This window comes from Micromonospora sp. I033 (assembly GCF_053890995.1).
The window spans coordinates 1-14,447 of record NZ_JBSSLX010000154.1; the positions used below are offsets into that span (position 1 = coordinate 1).

The following is a 14,447-nucleotide window of genomic DNA, read 5'->3' on the forward strand; positions in this document are numbered from 1 at the left end:
CAAGGCCGGGCGGGGCGCTGTCGGGGGCGCACCCCACCGCCGACGTGGCCGACCCGGGGGTGCCCGCCCCCCGGGCCGCCCGGTTCGGGCTGCCGGGGCGGCGCCCGCTGCCCCCGCCCCGTCCCGGCTCGCCCGCCGCCGGCCCCGGCCGGGGCATCGGCCGGATCGGCGAGCTGCCCGCCCCGCTGACCCTGGCCGAGCTGACCCGGCACGCCGCCGCCGTGCTCCCCGTCACCGCCTGGGGAGTTCGCGCCGCCGGGGATCCCGGGCGTATGGTTCGTACCCTCGCCGTCAGCGGCGGTTCGGGGGACGCCTTCCTCGCCGAGGCGACCGCGGCCGGGGTGGACGCGTTCCTCACCGCCGACCTGCGCCACCACCCCGCCGGCGAGCACCTCGCCGCCGGGGGGCCGGCCCTGCTGGACGCCGCACACTGGGCGACCGAGCGACCCTGGCTGGACGACCTGGCCGCCCACCTGCGGGACGAGCTGGGTGTCGAGACCGTGGTGTCCGACCTGGACACCGACCCGTGGACCGTGCATGCCGCCGCACCCCGACCGGACGACAAGGAGCCCCGACCGTGAAGGCTGACCCGAAGGTGCAGCGCCGCCTGCTCGACCTGCAGGCGATCGACACCGCACTGGCCCAGCTCGCCCACCGCCGCCGGACGCTGCCCGAGCTGGCCGAGCTGGAGGCCCTGGCCCGCGAGCTCTCCGCGCTGGAGGACGAGCGGGTCCGCGCCCAGGTGGCCGTGGACGACCTCGACCGGGACATCGCCCGGCTGGAGAAGGACGTCGACCAGGTCCGTGCCCGCAAGACCAAGGACGAGAACCGGCTGGCCGCGGGCACCGGACCGGCCCGCGAGTTGGAGGCGCTCCAGCACGAGCTGGCCTCGCTGAACCGCCGGCAGAACGACCTGGAGGACGCCGAGCTGGAGCTGATGGAGCAGCGGGAGACCGCGCAGGGCGTGCTGGACGGCGTCGAGCGGCGGATCGCCGAGGCCCGCGACCGCCGCGCCGCGGCCGAGCAGCGCCGCGACGGCAGCCTCGCCGAGATCGCCAAGGAGGAGGAGTTCAAGCGGGGCGCCCGCCAGCCCCTCGCCGGCGACCTCCCGGCCGACCTGGTCGCCCTCTACGACAAGATCCGCACGGACACCGGCCTCGGCGCGGCGCTGCTCACCGGCGCCCGCTGCGGGGGATGCCGGCTGGAACTCTCCGGCGCCGACCTGGCCCGGATCCGCAAGGCCGACCCGGACGACGTGGTCCGCTGCGAGGAGTGCCGGCGGATCATGGTCCGGACCAACGAGTCGGGGCTGTAGCCGTCGTGGCGGTGCGCGCGGTGGTGGTGGAGGCCGACGGCGGGTCCCGCGGCAACCCCGGGCCGGCCGGCTACGGCGCGGTGGTCCGGGACCCGGCGACCGGCGAGGTGCTGGCCGAGCGCTCCGAGGCGATCGGCACGGCCACCAACAACGTGGCCGAGTACCGGGGCCTGATCGCCGGGCTGGAGGCCGCCGCCGAGCTGGGTGCGGCCGAGGTCGAGGCCCGGATGGACTCGAAGCTGGTGGTCGAGCAGATGTGCGGCCGCTGGCAGATCAAGCACCCCGGGCTGCGGCCGCTCGCCGCGCAGGCCGCCGGGCTGGTCGCCCGGTTCACCAGCGTGCGGTTCAGCTGGGTGCCCCGGGAGCGGAACAAGCACGCCGACGCGCTGGCGAACGCGGCGATGGACGCGGCGGCCGGCCTGGCCCCGACCCGGCCCGCCGTGGAGTCGCCGCGGATCGTCGAGCCGCCGCGCGAGGTGGCCGCCCCCGACTCGGCCGCGCGGGCCGCGGCCCGCGAGGTGGCCGCCCGCGCCGCGACCGGCCGGGCCACCGGCACCGACCCGGCCACCACCCCGGCCTCCTGGGAGCCGCGCCCGACCGAGGAGGCCACCCGGCTCGTCCTGGTCCGGCACGGCGAGACCGAGCGCACCGTGCAGAAGCGCTACTCCGGCCGCGGTGACGTACCGCTGACCGACCGTGGCCGGGCCCAGGCCCGGGCCACCGCCGCGCGGGTGGCCGCCCTCGCGCCGTCGGTCGCGGCCGTGGTCAGCTCGCCGCTGTCCCGGTGCACGGCCACCGCCGAGGCGATCGCCGCGCTGGTCGGCAACCCTCCGGTACGCCCCGACGACGACCTGATCGAGTGCGACTTCGGGGTCTGGGAGGGGCGCACCTTCGCCGAGGTGCGCGACGGCTGGGCCGGGGAGCTGGACGCCTGGCTCGCCTCCACGAGGATCGCCCCGCCCGAAGGGGAGTCGTTCGCCACGGTCGCCGAGCGGACCGGCCGGGCGGTCGACCGGCTGCGGAAGGCGTACCCGGGAGAGACCGTCGTGGTGGTCTCCCACGTCTCGCCGATCAAGCTGGTGCTGCGCGACGCCCTCGCGGCCGGCGACGCGTTCCTGCACCGGCTCTACCTGGACACCGCGGGTGTCTCGGTGCTCGACCTCTACCCGGACGGCGGCGTCGCGGTCCGCTCCGTCAACGACACCGCCCACCTGGCCGACCTCTGAGCCCTACGGCGACTCCAGCTCGGCGCGTCTGACGCCGCGCCGCGACCTGGAGCCACCGGCCGTTCGGCGCATGCGGGCGGCCGCTCGGCGCACCGGCGTCCTCCGGTAGAACGTGACCGCGCTCACAGGGTCGTAGCCTCCGGCCGTCACATGGCAAGTTACGACTTCCCGGAGGTGTGTCACATGGCAGCACCAGAGCCGGAGGCGCCGGCAACGGCGCGATCCAGGGCGAAGGATCACAGCCCCTGGAACTGGTTGCTCTTCATACCGATCGTGGTGCCGCTGATCCCGGCCTTCTTCAACGCCGACTCACCCCGGCTGTTCGGGTTCCCGCGTTTCTACTGGCTGCAACTGGCCTGGATCCTCCTCGGCGTGGCCACCACCACGCTCGTCTACCAGATGACCAAGAAGCGGGGAGGTGACCGCTGATGTGGCGTGACCACCTGACCGAGATCATCGTCTTCACCCTGCTCTTCCTGCTGGTCAGCGCCATGGGTTTCGTGGCGGCCCGGTGGCGGGCGCCGCGCGACATGGCGCACCTGGACGAGTGGGGCCTGGGCGGCCGCAGCTTCGGCGGCTGGATCACCTGGTTCCTGGTCGGCGGTGACCTCTACACCGCGTACACCTTCGTGGCGGTGCCGGCGCTGATCTTCGGGGCCGGGGCGGCGGGCTTCTTCGCCGTGCCGTACACGATCGTCATCTACCCGCTGGTGTTCCTGGTGCTCTGCCGGCTCTGGTCGGTCTCCCACCGGCACGGCTTCGTCACCCCGGCCGACTTCGTGCGCAACCGGTTCGACTCGCCGATCCTGGCGCTGCTGGTCGCCATCACCGGCATCGTGGCGACCATGCCGTACATCGCCCTGCAGCTGGTCGGCATCGAGGCGGTGCTCAAGACGATGGGCGTGACCGGGGACAGCACGCTGGCCCGGCACCTGCCGATCATCATCGCCTTCGCCATCCTGGCGGCCTACACGTACCAGTCCGGGCTGCGCGCGCCGGCGCTGATCGCCTTCGTCAAGGACTCGCTGATCTACATCGTGATCCTGGTGGCGGTCATCTACCTGCCCTACAAGCTGGGTGGCTGGGGCGACATCTTCGACGCGGCCGACGCGAAGTTCCAGGCGTCACCCGCGCCCGGGGACGGCATCCTGCTCAACGCCAACAACCAGCTCCAGTACGTCACCCTGGCGTTCGGCTCGGCGCTGGCGCTCTTCCTCTACCCGCACAGCATCACCGGCGTGCTGGCCAGCAAGAACCGGGACGTGATCAAGCGGAACATGTCCGCGCTGCCGGCGTACAGCCTGCTGCTCGGGTTGATCGCGCTGCTCGGCTACATGGCCATCGCGGCGAACGTGAAGCCGCTGCCGGGCGCCAAGGCCGGCAGCGTGGACGGCAACACGGTGGTGCCGCTGCTCTTCGACAGCCAGTTCCCGGACTGGTTCGCGGGCGTGGCGTACGCGGCCATCGGCATCGGTGCGCTGGTGCCGGCGGCGATCATGTCGATCGCGGCGGCGAACCTGTTCACCCGCAACATCTACAAGGAGTACCTGAAACGGGACGCCTCGCCGGCGCAGGAGGCGAACGTCTCGAAGATCACCTCGCTGGTGGTGAAGGTCGGCGCGGTGGCCTGCATCGTGTTCCTCGACCCGCAGTTCTCCATCGATCTCCAGCTCATCGGCGGCGTGATCATCCTCCAGACGCTGCCGGCGGTGGCGCTGGGCCTCTACACCCGCTGGTTCCACCGCGGCGCACTGATCGCCGGCTGGGTGGCCGGCATGGGGCTCGGCATGTGGATGCTCTACCAGATCGGGAACCCGGCAACCGGCAAGAAGCACTTCGCCGGCTCGGCCTTCCCGCTGGAGAAGTTCGGCTTCGACACCCCGAAGACGATCTACGTGGGCATCGTGGCGGTGCTGGTCAACCTGGCGGTGGCCGCGCTGATCACCCTGGTGCTGCGGGCCGCGAAGGTGGCCGACGGGGTGGACGGCACCACCCCGGACGACTACTTCGCCGACGAGGGCGACCCCCGGGTCACCCCCGGCGCGGAGCGGGACGCGGACGCCGCCCCCGAACCGGTCGCCTGATCTGCCCCGAGGCCCCGGTCGCCACGCTGGCGGCCGGGGCCTCATCGTGTGTTCAGCGGCGGCGGGTGCGCGATTCGAGGGCCTCGTTGAGCCGGTGCAGCAGGTCCGCGAGGCTCTCCCGGTCGTCGGGTGACCAGGCGGCCAGGATGTCGCCGTAGAGCCGGGTGCGGGCGGCCCGCACCGCGGCCATCCGCTGGAGGCCGGCGGGGGTGGGGGAGATCACCGTGCCCCGCCCGTCGGCCGGATCCGGGGTACGCGCGATCAGCCCGTCCCGCTGCATCGCCGAGACCTGCCGGGTGACCGTGGAGCCGTCCAGGTTCAGCTTGGCGGCCAGCGCGGAGACGTTCTGCGGGCCGGCGCCGGCCAGGTGCCGCAGGATCACGTACGCCGCCCGGTCCAGCACCCGGTGCTCGGCCGTGCCGGTGGCCCGGCGGGTCGCCTCGCCGAGCCGCATGAGCAGCGCGACCTCGGTCTCGATCCGGCCGAGTGTGACCTCGTCCGCGTTGGCGTCGTCCCTCATAGCTGTATGATACAACCGAATTACCTGTAACATACAGCTATCTGTCTGGAGGCGCGGAGTGGATCGGCGATCCGAACCCAACCGCAGTGCCATCTACGCCACCACCCTGGTGGCCTTCCTCGCCATCGCCGGCATCGCCGTGGTGGACCCGATCCTGCCGGCCATCGGCGAGGCGATCGGGGTCACCGCCTGGCAGGTCGAACTGCTCTTCACCGCGTACATCGCGGTGATGGCGGTCGGCATGATCCCGGCCACCCTGGCCAGCGGGAGATTCGGCTTCAAGCCGGTTCTGATCACCGGCGTCTCGGTGGTCGGCCTGGCCGCCATCCTCGCGTCGTTCAGCAACGACATCGTGCAGCTCTCGGTGCTGCGCGGCGTCTGGGGCCTGGGCAACGCCATGTTCTTCGCCACGGCCATGGTGGTGCTGGTCAACCTCGCCAACGACCGGGAGTGGGTGGTCGGCCTCTTCGAGACCGCGCTCGGTCTCGGGTTCGCCGTCGGCCCGCTGATCGGCGGCCTGCTCGGCGAGGTGACCTGGCGACTGCCCTTCTTCGTCTGCGGCGTGTTCATGGTGCTGGCGCTGGCCGTCGCGTCGCGCAAGCTCCGCGAGCCGACCCGGAAGCAGCCCCCGGTACGCCTCGGCGCGATCTTCGCCACCTACCGCAAGCCGGCGTTCATCACCCTCTGCGTGGTCACCGCCGCCTACAACTTCGTCTTCTTCGTGGTGCTCGGCTACACGCCGCTCTACCTGCACCTCGACGTCATCCCGCTGGGCCTGGCCTTCACCGGCTGGGGTCTCGGCCTGGCCGCCGGCATCCTGCTGGTCGGGCACCGGCTGGCGCACCGGATCGGCGCGGTGCAGACCGTCGGCGTGGCCATCGCCGGCCTGCTGGTCTGCATGGTGCTCTTCGCGACCTCCACCGGCACCGCCATGTCGCTGGTGGTGCTGGTCCTCGCCGGCCTGTTCATGGGCCTGGCCAACGCCAACCTCACCGACCTCGCCCTGGGCCTGGGCTCCAGCGACCGCCGGGTCGCCACCGGCGCGTTCAACCTGGTCCGGTGGGGCGCCGCCGCGCCGGCCCCGATCATCTCCGGCAAGCTCGCCGAGCACGGGTTGGCCCTGCCGTTCTGGGTCGGCTTCGGGGTGCTCGCCGTCGGCGTGCTGGTCTACCTCGCCTTCGCGCACGTGATGGCCGCCGGCTACGGCGAGCGGGTGCTCTGGTCCCGCTGGAACTCCGCCGCGCGGCGCAACGAGCACGCCCCGGAGGAGCCGGTCGGCGAGGCGTACTGAGTCCGAGGAGGGGCCCTTCTGTCGGGGCCTCTCCTCACCCGGTCAGCCCAGGGCGCGGTAGAGCAGGTAGAGGCCGATCACCGTGCCGAAGACCACGATGAGGGTCCGCAGCACCACCGGCGGGAGCCGGCGGACCAGCCGGGCGCCCGCGTACCCGCCGACCAGGGTGGCCGGCGCGACCACCGCGACGGCGGCCCAGTCGACCGGGCCGAAGAGCGCGAACACCACAAGCGTGGTCAGCCCCACCACGGCCGAGAGCAGGTTCTTGATGGCCGACACCCGGGCCAGCGTGGCGTCCAGCACCAGGGCCAGGCCGGCCACCAGCATCACCCCGAGCGCCGCGCCGAAGTAGCCGCCGTACACCGTGCCGAGCGCGACCATGGCCTGCACGGTGACGGTACGGCGGCGCGGGCTCAGGCCGGCCGGATGGCCGACCAGCCGACGCAGCGGATCCTGGAAGGCCAGCACGGCGGTCGCGCCCAGCACCAGGAACGGCACCACCAGCTCGAACGCGCGCGCCGGGGTGGCCAGCAGCAGCACGCAGCCGACCACCGTGCCGGCCACGGCGGTGGGCAGCAGCGGCCAGAGCGCCCGCCCGTGGGGCAGGTCGGTCCGGCTGCCCGCCACGCTGGCCACGTAGCCGGGGAAGACCGACACCGAGTTGCTGACGTTGGCGGGCACCGGGGGCAGGCCGGTCGCGATCAGGGCCGGGAAGGTGATCAGAGAGCCACCCCCGGCCACCGCGTTCACCGTGCCCGCGGCGAGACCGGCGGCCACCAGCAGCGCGGCGTCGGAGAGGTCCATGATCCGGCAGGCTAGCCCGCCCGGAACGCCCGCGCAGGACCGGCCTCACCCCCGCCTCCCCGTGTTGATCAAGAAGTTTGCGTCAGGATTCCGGTCCGTCGAGACGCAAACTTCTTGATCAACACGACAAAGGGGGGCGGAGGGCGGGGGTCAGTCGGTCAGGAGGATGCCGGTCATCAGGACGCCTCTTGCCAGGTTGAGGACGCCCTCGCAGCCGGGGTAGCCGACCCGGGCGAGGGCGCCCGAACCCGTTCGGCCGAACAGGTACGGGGCGAGGCTGTAGGGGACCTCGGCCGTGACGGTCTCCCCCGTCTCGATCTGCACGAAGTCCATGGCCACCCGGTCGGCCTCGTGGTAGCGCTGGAGGATGTTGCCGCCCGCGTCGATCGCCGCGCGGACGCCGTCCGCCCAGGCCACCGCGCTCATCTCCCGGCCGATCAGCACCCCGTGCCCGGCCGAGCCGCCAGCCGGCTTGGCGACCAGGTCGGCCTGCTCGGCCAGGGCCCGGTCGAGCTGGTCGGCGGTGAGCGCCACGGTGTGCGGCACGTAGCGGCGGATCAGCGCCCGGTCGGTCTCGGGCAGCAGGTCCAGGTCGGCCCAGAGCCAGGCGTAGTTCAGCTTGTTGCTGAGCAGCCAGGCCGCGGTGCTGACGAACATCGGCAGGGTGCCGGCCGCCAGGGCGCCGGCCACCGCGTCCAGGCCGGCGCTCGGGGTGACCCGGTTGGGCACGAAGAGCCGGAACAGCGCCTCCACCGGGGCACCGTCGACCACCAGCCGGCGCTGGTCGTCCAGGGTGGCGGTGGAGACCGGGGCGATGACCAGGTCGATGCCGAAGCGCTTCGCCTGGTCGGCCAGCGGGGAGAGGATCCGGATGAACGTCTCCGGGTCGTCCAGGCCGGGGTACTCGGCGTCGAAGTCCATGAGCAGCGCCACCCGGGCGCCGTCGGGCAGGCCGAGGGTGTCCCGGATGGCCACGAAGCGCTGGTCGAGCAGGGACGGCGCGGGCCGGACCGGCAGTCCGCCGAGCAGGCCGTGCTCGCGGTAGAGCTCGGCGTACCGGTAGATCACCGTGTCGGCGTCGAAGCCGCCGCCGAGGCTGCTGTCGATGTTGTACTCGACGATGCACGGCACCCCGCCGGAGAGCAGCACGTCCGGCCGGTAGGCGGCGAGCAGCCCCTCGTGCAGCGGCTCGTCCTCGTCGAGCAGCCGGGTCTCCCCTTCCGGCACGTCGAGCAGCCGGCGCAGTTCCCCGGCGGTGCGGGCGCGCCGCCGGCAGGCCTCCAGGATGAGCTGGGCGATCCGGTCGCAGACCTCGTTCAGCTCGCGGAACGCGTCGGCGGTGAGCACCGGGGGCCGGGCCAGCCGCCACTGCTTGTTGTACGTGGCCCGGCCGTGGAAGATCTTCTCCCAGGCGCCGGCGCCGGCCGCCACCATCGCCGTCCGGGTCGGCTCCGGCAGGTCGGTCCACGCCTGTCCGGCGGGCGGCCACGGGTAGTTCGGGTCCATGGGGTCATCCGTCCTTCATGGTGAGTTGGATGGCGGCGGTGAGCTGGTCGCGGCCGGGCTGCACGGCCCGGTCCAGGGCGGGCGCGAAGGGCAGCACCGCGCCGTCCGGGCGAGTGACCCGGCGCGGTGGCGCGGCGAGGCGGACCCGTTCGACGACGGTGGCGATGATCTCGCCGGCGATCCCGCAGGACCGGTTGGAGTCGTCCACCACGACGAGGCGCCCGGTGCGGGACACCGAGTCGAGCAGCCCGTCCCAGTCGAACGGGTACAGCGTGCGCGGGTCGAACACCTCCACCGAGACCTGGTCGGCCAGGTCGTCGGCGACGGCCAGCGCGTCGTGCACCAGGTGCCCGACGGCGACCACCGTGACGTCCGTGCCCGCCCGCCGCACCACGCCCCGCCCCAACGGCACCGGCGCGAGGTCGGCGACGTCGGCCCGCACCTCCAGGGCCCCGGCGGGGGCGAAGACCACCACCGGGTCGTCGCAGCGGATCGCCGAGACCAGCAGCCCGTACGCGTCGGCCGGGGTGGCCGGCACCACGGTGGTCACCCCGACGTGGGCGAAGAGGCTGTACGGGTGGTCGGAGTGCTGCCCGGCCCAGCCGGTCCGGGAGCCGGAGCCGGGCACCAGGTAGGTGACCGGCACCGCGCACTGCCCGCCGGTCATCAGCGGGAACTTGTGCGCGTGGTTGACGATCTGCTCGAAGACCAGGAAGAGCAGCGACGGGATCTGGAACTCGATCACCGGCCGCGCCCCGGCCAGCGCGGCGCCGGTGGCGAAGCTGGTGAACGCCTGCTCCGACAGGGGCGTGTCGAGGACCCGCTCCGGGCCGAACCTCTTCATTAGGCCGGTGGTGACGTTGGCGGCGGCCACCCGGATGTCCTCGCCGAGCAGGAAGACTGACTCGTCGCGGGTCATCTCGTCGGCGAGCGCCCGGGTGAGCGCCCTGCGGTAGGAGAGCCGGGGCATCAGCCACCTCCGGTCCGGGCGGTGAGCCCGCTGGCGTACAGGTGGTCGAGGGCGGTGGCGGGGTCGGGCGCGGGGCCGGCCAGCGCGAAGTCCACCGCCGCGTCGAGGGTGGCCTCCACCTCCGCGTCGACCGCCGCGCGGACGGCGGCGGGCAGCCGGTCGCCCTGGATGAGCACGGGATCCCGCAGGCGCGCCGCCGCCACCTCCTCCGGCGGGCGGTAGTCGAGGCGTACCCGGTGTTCGAAGGTGTGGTGGGCGTCGAACCGGTAGGTGCGGGCCTCGACCAGCTCGGGGCCGCCGCCGGCCCGCATCCGGGCGACGGCGGCGGCGGTGACCTCGCGTACCCGCTCGGGGTCCTGGCCGTCGACGGCCGCCGCCGGCATGCCGAAGGCGGCCGCGCGGCCGGCGATGGTGCCGGCGACCGCGCCGGCGACCGGCATGGTGGTGGCGTAGCCGTTGTTCTCGCAGACGAAGAGCACCGGCACCCGCCAGAGCGCGGCCAGGTTGAACGCTTCGAGGAGCATCCCCTCGTTGACCGCGCCGTCGCCGAAGAAGGTCACCCCGACCACGTCGTCGCCGCGCCGCCGGCGCGCCCACACCGCTCCGGTGAGGATCGCGCCGGCGGCCCCGACGATGGCGTTGGCGCCGAGGACCCCGACGCCGAAGTCGGCGGCGTGCATCGACCCGCCCCGGCCCCGGTTGAGCCCGGTGACCCGGCCGCAGAGCTCGGCGAGCATCCGGGCCGGGTCGGCGCCCTTGGCCAGCACGTGCCCGTGCCCGCGGTGGGTGCCGGTGACCAGGTCGTCGGCGCGCAGCGCCGCGCAGACCCCGGCCGCGACGGCCTCCTGACCGAGGTACGGGTGGATGCCGCCGACGATCTCCCCGGCGTCGACCAGCTCGATCGCCCGCTCCTCGAAGCGGCGGATCAGCCGGACCGCCCGGTAGAGCCGGACCGGGTCGGAGCCGGTCACGCCGGCCGACCCTCCTTGATCGCGGCGAGGACGGCGTCCCAGAGTTGGGCCCGGGCGGCGAGCGCGGCGTTGACCGTGTCGGCGCACTCCTGCCACTTCGTGTCGTCGTCGCCGCAGAGGTCGGCGAGCATCTGCATGGCCATCGGGGTGTGCTGCTCGCCGTCGACCTCGATGTGCCGCTCCAGGTAGTCGACGAACGTGTGGAGCCGGTTGCTGCGCTCGTTGACGGCGACGACCTGGGTGAACATCTCCGGGATGAGGTCCTCCCGGCCGAACGCGAAGGCGGCCGCCTGGCAGTGCACCGGGGTGCTCTCGATGATCCGCCAGGTGGTGCCGGCGAACGCGGCCGAGGGCGCGGGCACGCCGGCCTCGCCCAGCGCCTCGGTGACCGGCCGGCCGGCGCGCAGCAGGTCGACCAGCCGGTCCACCGCTGTGGTGTCCGCGCCGGCCTCCCGCATGCCCCGCACGTAGAGCTCGAAGTGGCTGAGGTAGCCGTCGCCCAGCTCGTCGCTCTCCTCGACCATCACGATGTCGTTGATGAGGCGGCGGCTGCCGGTCGGGCCGGTGGGGATCCACGGCACGGTGACGCAGGTGAGCTGGCGCTGCAACGACGTCAGCAGCGACATGAAGTCCCACACCGCGAAGACGTGGTGCTCCATGAAGGTGACAAGCGCCTCGTGGGTGTCCAGGTTGGCGTAGAGCGGGTGCTTGACCACCACGTCGCGGCGGTGGGTCACCGCCCGCTCCAGCCGCTCGATGCCCGGGTGCGTCCGTCCCCAGTCGTACCGTGACATTCTCAGCCTCCCTGCTGGGCGCGGTCGCGCCAGATGACCGGGCAGAATTCGGGGTCCGCGTAGTCCGGCCGGCCCTCGTGGGTGCGGCGGACCAGCACGTCGTGGTTGTACGCCGCGAGCGTGCCGTCGGAGAGCGGATACTCCCGCCAGGCGTTGGCGCCGTCCTGCAGGTGCAGCGAGACGGCCTGGCGGGGCCGGCCGCTGACGTTCGCGCCGCTGCCGTGGTAGACGCGGCAGTGGTGGAAGCTCATGTGTCCCTTCGGGATCACCATGGGGATCTTGCGGATCTCCGCGTCGTTGTGGGCCGCGTTCTCGGCGAGCATCGCTTCGAGCTGGTCGCGGTCCCGGTCGGCGAAGTGCCGGACCACGGTGTCGTCGGCGCCGATCTCCCGCCACCGGTGCGAGCCGTCGACCACGGTGATGGTGCCCATCTCCTCGCCGCAGTCGTGGAACGGGATGAACGCGGTGAGCATGTTCTCCGAGGAGGAGGACGCCCAGTAGTGCTTGTCGAAGTGCCAGGGCACGATGTTGGACGGCTCGCCGGAGATCGGCGGCTTGTAGATGAGCGTGGACTGGAAGACGCGGATCTCGTCGGCCCGTGCGAGCCGGGCGGCGACCGCCCCGATCAGCGGCTTGCGCAGGATCCGGCCGAGGACGTCGTGCTCGTAGTGCACGTAGTCGTTGTGCCGCTGCACGTCGCCCCTGGCCGGCTCCCAGTAGGCCAGCTTCGGCGGCCGGACGGGCAGCCGCCGGTCCCGCTCCCCGGCGTAGTAGCGGTCGGCCGCCGCGACGAGGGTGTCCACCTCGTCGTCGGTCAGCAGCTTCTTGGTCAGGTACCAGCCGTGCTCGGCGTAGTGCCGCACGTCCTCCTCGGACGGCAGCAGCGCCTCCTCCTCGGCGGTCAGCTCCGGATGTGTGGTGGTCATGCCCGAACCCCTCCTGCCGTACCGGCCGCGACGGCGGGGGTCGCCCCCGCCGCGGCCAGTTCGCGTTCCTTGGCCTCGTAGAGCGCCTTGATGTTGCCGCTGCCGAAGGTGCGCGCCCCGCGCCGCTCGATGAGTTCGAGGAAGAGGGTGCGGCGCACGTGCATCGACTCGGTGAAGATCTGGAGCAGCTGGCCGTCGTGGTCCGAGTCGACCAGGATGCTCAGGGCGCGCAGCCGGTCCAGCGGCGCGTCCACCTTGCCGACCCGCTGTTCCAGGTCGTCGTAGTAGGCGTCCGGGGTGCCGGCGAAGCGCACCCCCCGGCCGGCGAGGGCGCCGACCGCGGTGACGATGTCGTCGGTGCGCAGCCCGAGGTGCTGCACCCCGGCGCCGGCGTGCCAGCGCAGGAAGTCCTCGATCTGCCCGGGTCGCCGGCCGGTGTCCGGCTCCAGCAGCACGAGGGTGACCCGCCCGGACGGGCTCTGCACCACCTTCGAGTTCATCGCCTGCCCGGCGACCTCGATGTGTTCCTCGAAGATCTGCGCGAAGCCGAAGACCTTCTCGTAGTGCCCGACCGTCTCGTCGAGCTGGCCGGGCGGCACGCAGACCGCCAGGTGGTCGATCTCGGCGAGCAGCTCGTCGCCGCCGGCGGCGGGCACCGCCTCGATCGCCCCGGGCAGGAACGCGGTCCGGTCGCCGCGCCGCTCGACCAGGCGGTGCCGCACGTCGCCGAAGCCGCCGACCTCGGCGGTCACCACCTCGGCGCCCGCGCCGGTGAAGGTGCGCGGCGGTGTCACCCCGGTCGCGCCCCGGGCCACCAGCTCCGCGTACGCCCCGGCGGCGTCGTCGACCTCCAGGGCCACCACGGCGATGCCGTCGCCGTGCCGGTGCACGTACGTCGAGGCCGGGTGCCCGGCGGTCAGCCCGGTGGTGAGCACCATCCGGATGTCGGCCTGTTCGAGCAGCAGCGAGCGCTGCCCGGTCAGCCCGGTCTCCGGGCCGCCCTGGCCCCGCAGCCGGAAACCGACGGCGGTGTCGAAGTAGAAGGCGGCCTGCCGGGCGTCCCCCACGTAGAGTTCGATGTGATCTATTCCATTGATGTCCATGAGTGGCCTTTCCCCCTGTTCCCCCCGTGACTGCGACCCGGGCGCCCGCCCGGGATGGAGTCCGCTCAGCTCGCCGCGGCCGGTGACGCGACCCGGCGCAGCAGCAGGCTGACGTTCTGGCCGCCGAACCCGAACGAGTTGGTCAGCGCGTGGTCGGCCCGGGTGGCCCGGGGCGCGGCGCGGACGTGGTCCGCCTCGCAGTCCGGGTCCGGGTCGTCGAGGTGGTAGGTGGGCGGGAGCAGCCCACGCCCGAGGGCGAGGGCGGTGGCCGCCGCCTCCAGCACGCCGGAGGCGCCGAGCAGGTGCCCGGTGAGGGCCTTGGTGGAGCTGACCGGCACCCCGCCGACGCCGAACACCTCGGCGAGGGCGGTGGTCTCGGCGATGTCGCCGAGCTTGGTCCCGGTGCCGTGCGCGTTGACGTAGCCGACCTCGGCCGGCGTCACCGCGCCCCCGGCCAGGGCGCGGCGCATGCACGCCGCCGCACCGGCGCCGTCCGGCCGGGGCGCGGTCGGGTGGTACGCGTCGGTGTTCACCCCGTAGCCGGCGACCTCGGCGTAGCCGGTGACCCCCCGGGCGGCGGCGTGCTCGGCGCGCTCCAGCACCAGCAGCGCCGCCCCCTCGGCGAGCACGAACCCGTTGCGCCGCTTGTCGAACGGGCGGCTGGCCTCGGTGGGCTCGTCCCAGCCCCGGGCCAGGGCGCGGGCGTTGCCGAAGGTGTCGGCGAAGGTCGGGAAGAGCGGCGCCTCGCTCGCCCCGCACACCACCACGTCGGCCTCGCCGGCCCGGATGAGGCGTACCCCGTCGGCCACCGCCTGGGCGCCGGAGGCGCAGGCGGTGCCCACCGAGGAGCTGTAGCCCCGGATGCCGTGGGCGATCGCGATCCGGGCCGACGGCATGTTCGGCAGGATCCCGGTGAGCAGGTACGGGCTGACCGCCG

General features: G+C 73.4%; 15 protein-coding genes. 6 read left to right on the forward strand and 9 right to left on the reverse strand.

The genetic code is table 11. From position 1 onward, the window contains the following. The 5 genes from ACW0Q9_RS22060 to mctP form a co-directional block, all read left to right on the forward strand. A partial coding sequence (locus ACW0Q9_RS22060) for a Nif3-like dinuclear metal center hexameric protein (protein WP_456184233.1) occupies positions 1 to 581 on the forward strand: 581 nt, incomplete at its 5' end. Beyond that, positions 578 to 1,315, forward strand: coding sequence for a zinc ribbon domain-containing protein (locus ACW0Q9_RS22065; RefSeq protein WP_456184235.1), 738 nt, complete (start codon positions 578 to 580; stop codon positions 1,313 to 1,315). The genes ACW0Q9_RS22060 and ACW0Q9_RS22065, both read left to right, overlap by 4 nt. A 5-nt stretch (positions 1,316 to 1,320) precedes the next feature. Beyond that, positions 1,321 to 2,541, forward strand: coding sequence for a bifunctional RNase H/acid phosphatase (locus ACW0Q9_RS22070; protein ID WP_456184236.1), 1,221 nt, complete (start codon positions 1,321 to 1,323; stop codon positions 2,539 to 2,541). A 183-nt stretch (positions 2,542 to 2,724) separates the two neighbouring features. Further along, positions 2,725 to 2,970: a DUF3311 domain-containing protein gene (locus tag ACW0Q9_RS22075; RefSeq protein WP_456184238.1), complete on the forward strand. Its 246-nt coding sequence runs from the start codon at positions 2,725 to 2,727 to the stop codon at positions 2,968 to 2,970. Continuing rightward, positions 2,970 to 4,625: a monocarboxylate uptake permease MctP gene (mctP, locus tag ACW0Q9_RS22080; protein ID WP_456184240.1), complete on the forward strand. Its 1,656-nt coding sequence runs from the start codon at positions 2,970 to 2,972 to the stop codon at positions 4,623 to 4,625. The genes ACW0Q9_RS22075 and mctP overlap by 1 nt, the downstream gene beginning before the upstream one ends. 52 nt (positions 4,626 to 4,677) lie before the next feature. Here mctP and ACW0Q9_RS22085 read toward each other — a convergent pair whose 3' ends face one another. Continuing rightward, positions 4,678 to 5,145: a MarR family winged helix-turn-helix transcriptional regulator gene (locus ACW0Q9_RS22085; protein ID WP_456184242.1), complete on the reverse strand. Its 468-nt coding sequence runs from the start codon at positions 5,143 to 5,145 to the stop codon at positions 4,678 to 4,680. Between the two features lie 58 nt (positions 5,146 to 5,203). On the opposite strand from ACW0Q9_RS22085, the gene ACW0Q9_RS22090 reads away from it, so the two are divergent. Continuing rightward, positions 5,204 to 6,436, forward strand: a complete 1,233-nt coding sequence (locus ACW0Q9_RS22090) for an MFS transporter (protein ID WP_456184244.1) — start codon at positions 5,204 to 5,206, stop codon at positions 6,434 to 6,436. Between the two features lie 42 nt (positions 6,437 to 6,478). Here ACW0Q9_RS22090 and ACW0Q9_RS22095 read toward each other — a convergent pair whose 3' ends face one another. The 8 genes from ACW0Q9_RS22095 to ACW0Q9_RS22130 form a co-directional block, all read right to left on the reverse strand. Continuing rightward, the gene (locus tag ACW0Q9_RS22095; protein ID WP_456184246.1) at positions 6,479 to 7,240 is read right to left on the reverse strand and encodes a sulfite exporter TauE/SafE family protein; all 762 of its coding nucleotides are present in this window, start codon (positions 7,238 to 7,240) and stop codon (positions 6,479 to 6,481) included. Positions 7,241 to 7,390: 150 nt separating this feature from the next. Continuing rightward, on the reverse strand, positions 7,391 to 8,746 hold the full coding sequence (locus tag ACW0Q9_RS22100; protein WP_456184248.1) for a hypothetical protein: 1,356 nt from the start codon (positions 8,744 to 8,746) through the stop codon (positions 7,391 to 7,393). A 4-nt stretch (positions 8,747 to 8,750) separates the two neighbouring features. Further along, positions 8,751 to 9,716 carry an alpha-ketoacid dehydrogenase subunit beta gene (locus ACW0Q9_RS22105; RefSeq protein WP_456184250.1) on the reverse strand — a complete coding sequence of 322 codons (966 nt, stop codon included), beginning with the start codon at positions 9,714 to 9,716 and terminating at the stop codon, positions 8,751 to 8,753. Continuing rightward, a complete protein-coding gene (locus ACW0Q9_RS22110) occupies positions 9,716 to 10,687 on the reverse strand; it encodes a thiamine pyrophosphate-dependent dehydrogenase E1 component subunit alpha (RefSeq protein WP_456184252.1) in 972 nt (323 codons plus the stop codon). Before ACW0Q9_RS22110 ends, ACW0Q9_RS22105 begins: the two co-directional genes overlap by 1 nt. Further along, complete coding sequence (locus ACW0Q9_RS22115; RefSeq protein WP_456184254.1) at positions 10,684 to 11,481, reverse strand: DUF3050 domain-containing protein; 798 nt, start codon at positions 11,479 to 11,481, stop codon at positions 10,684 to 10,686. The genes ACW0Q9_RS22110 and ACW0Q9_RS22115 overlap by 4 nt, the downstream gene beginning before the upstream one ends. A gap of 2 nt (positions 11,482 to 11,483) precedes the next feature. Next, positions 11,484 to 12,407 (reverse strand): phytanoyl-CoA dioxygenase family protein, encoded by a 924-nt coding sequence (locus ACW0Q9_RS22120; protein ID WP_456184256.1) that lies wholly within the window; start codon positions 12,405 to 12,407, stop codon positions 11,484 to 11,486. Beyond that, the gene (gene hppD / locus ACW0Q9_RS22125) at positions 12,404 to 13,510 is read right to left on the reverse strand and encodes a 4-hydroxyphenylpyruvate dioxygenase (RefSeq protein ID WP_456184258.1); all 1,107 of its coding nucleotides are present in this window, start codon (positions 13,508 to 13,510) and stop codon (positions 12,404 to 12,406) included. The genes ACW0Q9_RS22120 and hppD overlap by 4 nt, the downstream gene beginning before the upstream one ends. Positions 13,511 to 13,575: 65 nt before the next feature. After that, on the reverse strand, positions 13,576 to 14,447 hold an 872-nt coding region (locus tag ACW0Q9_RS22130; RefSeq protein WP_456184259.1), incomplete at its 5' end, for a beta-ketoacyl-[acyl-carrier-protein] synthase family protein.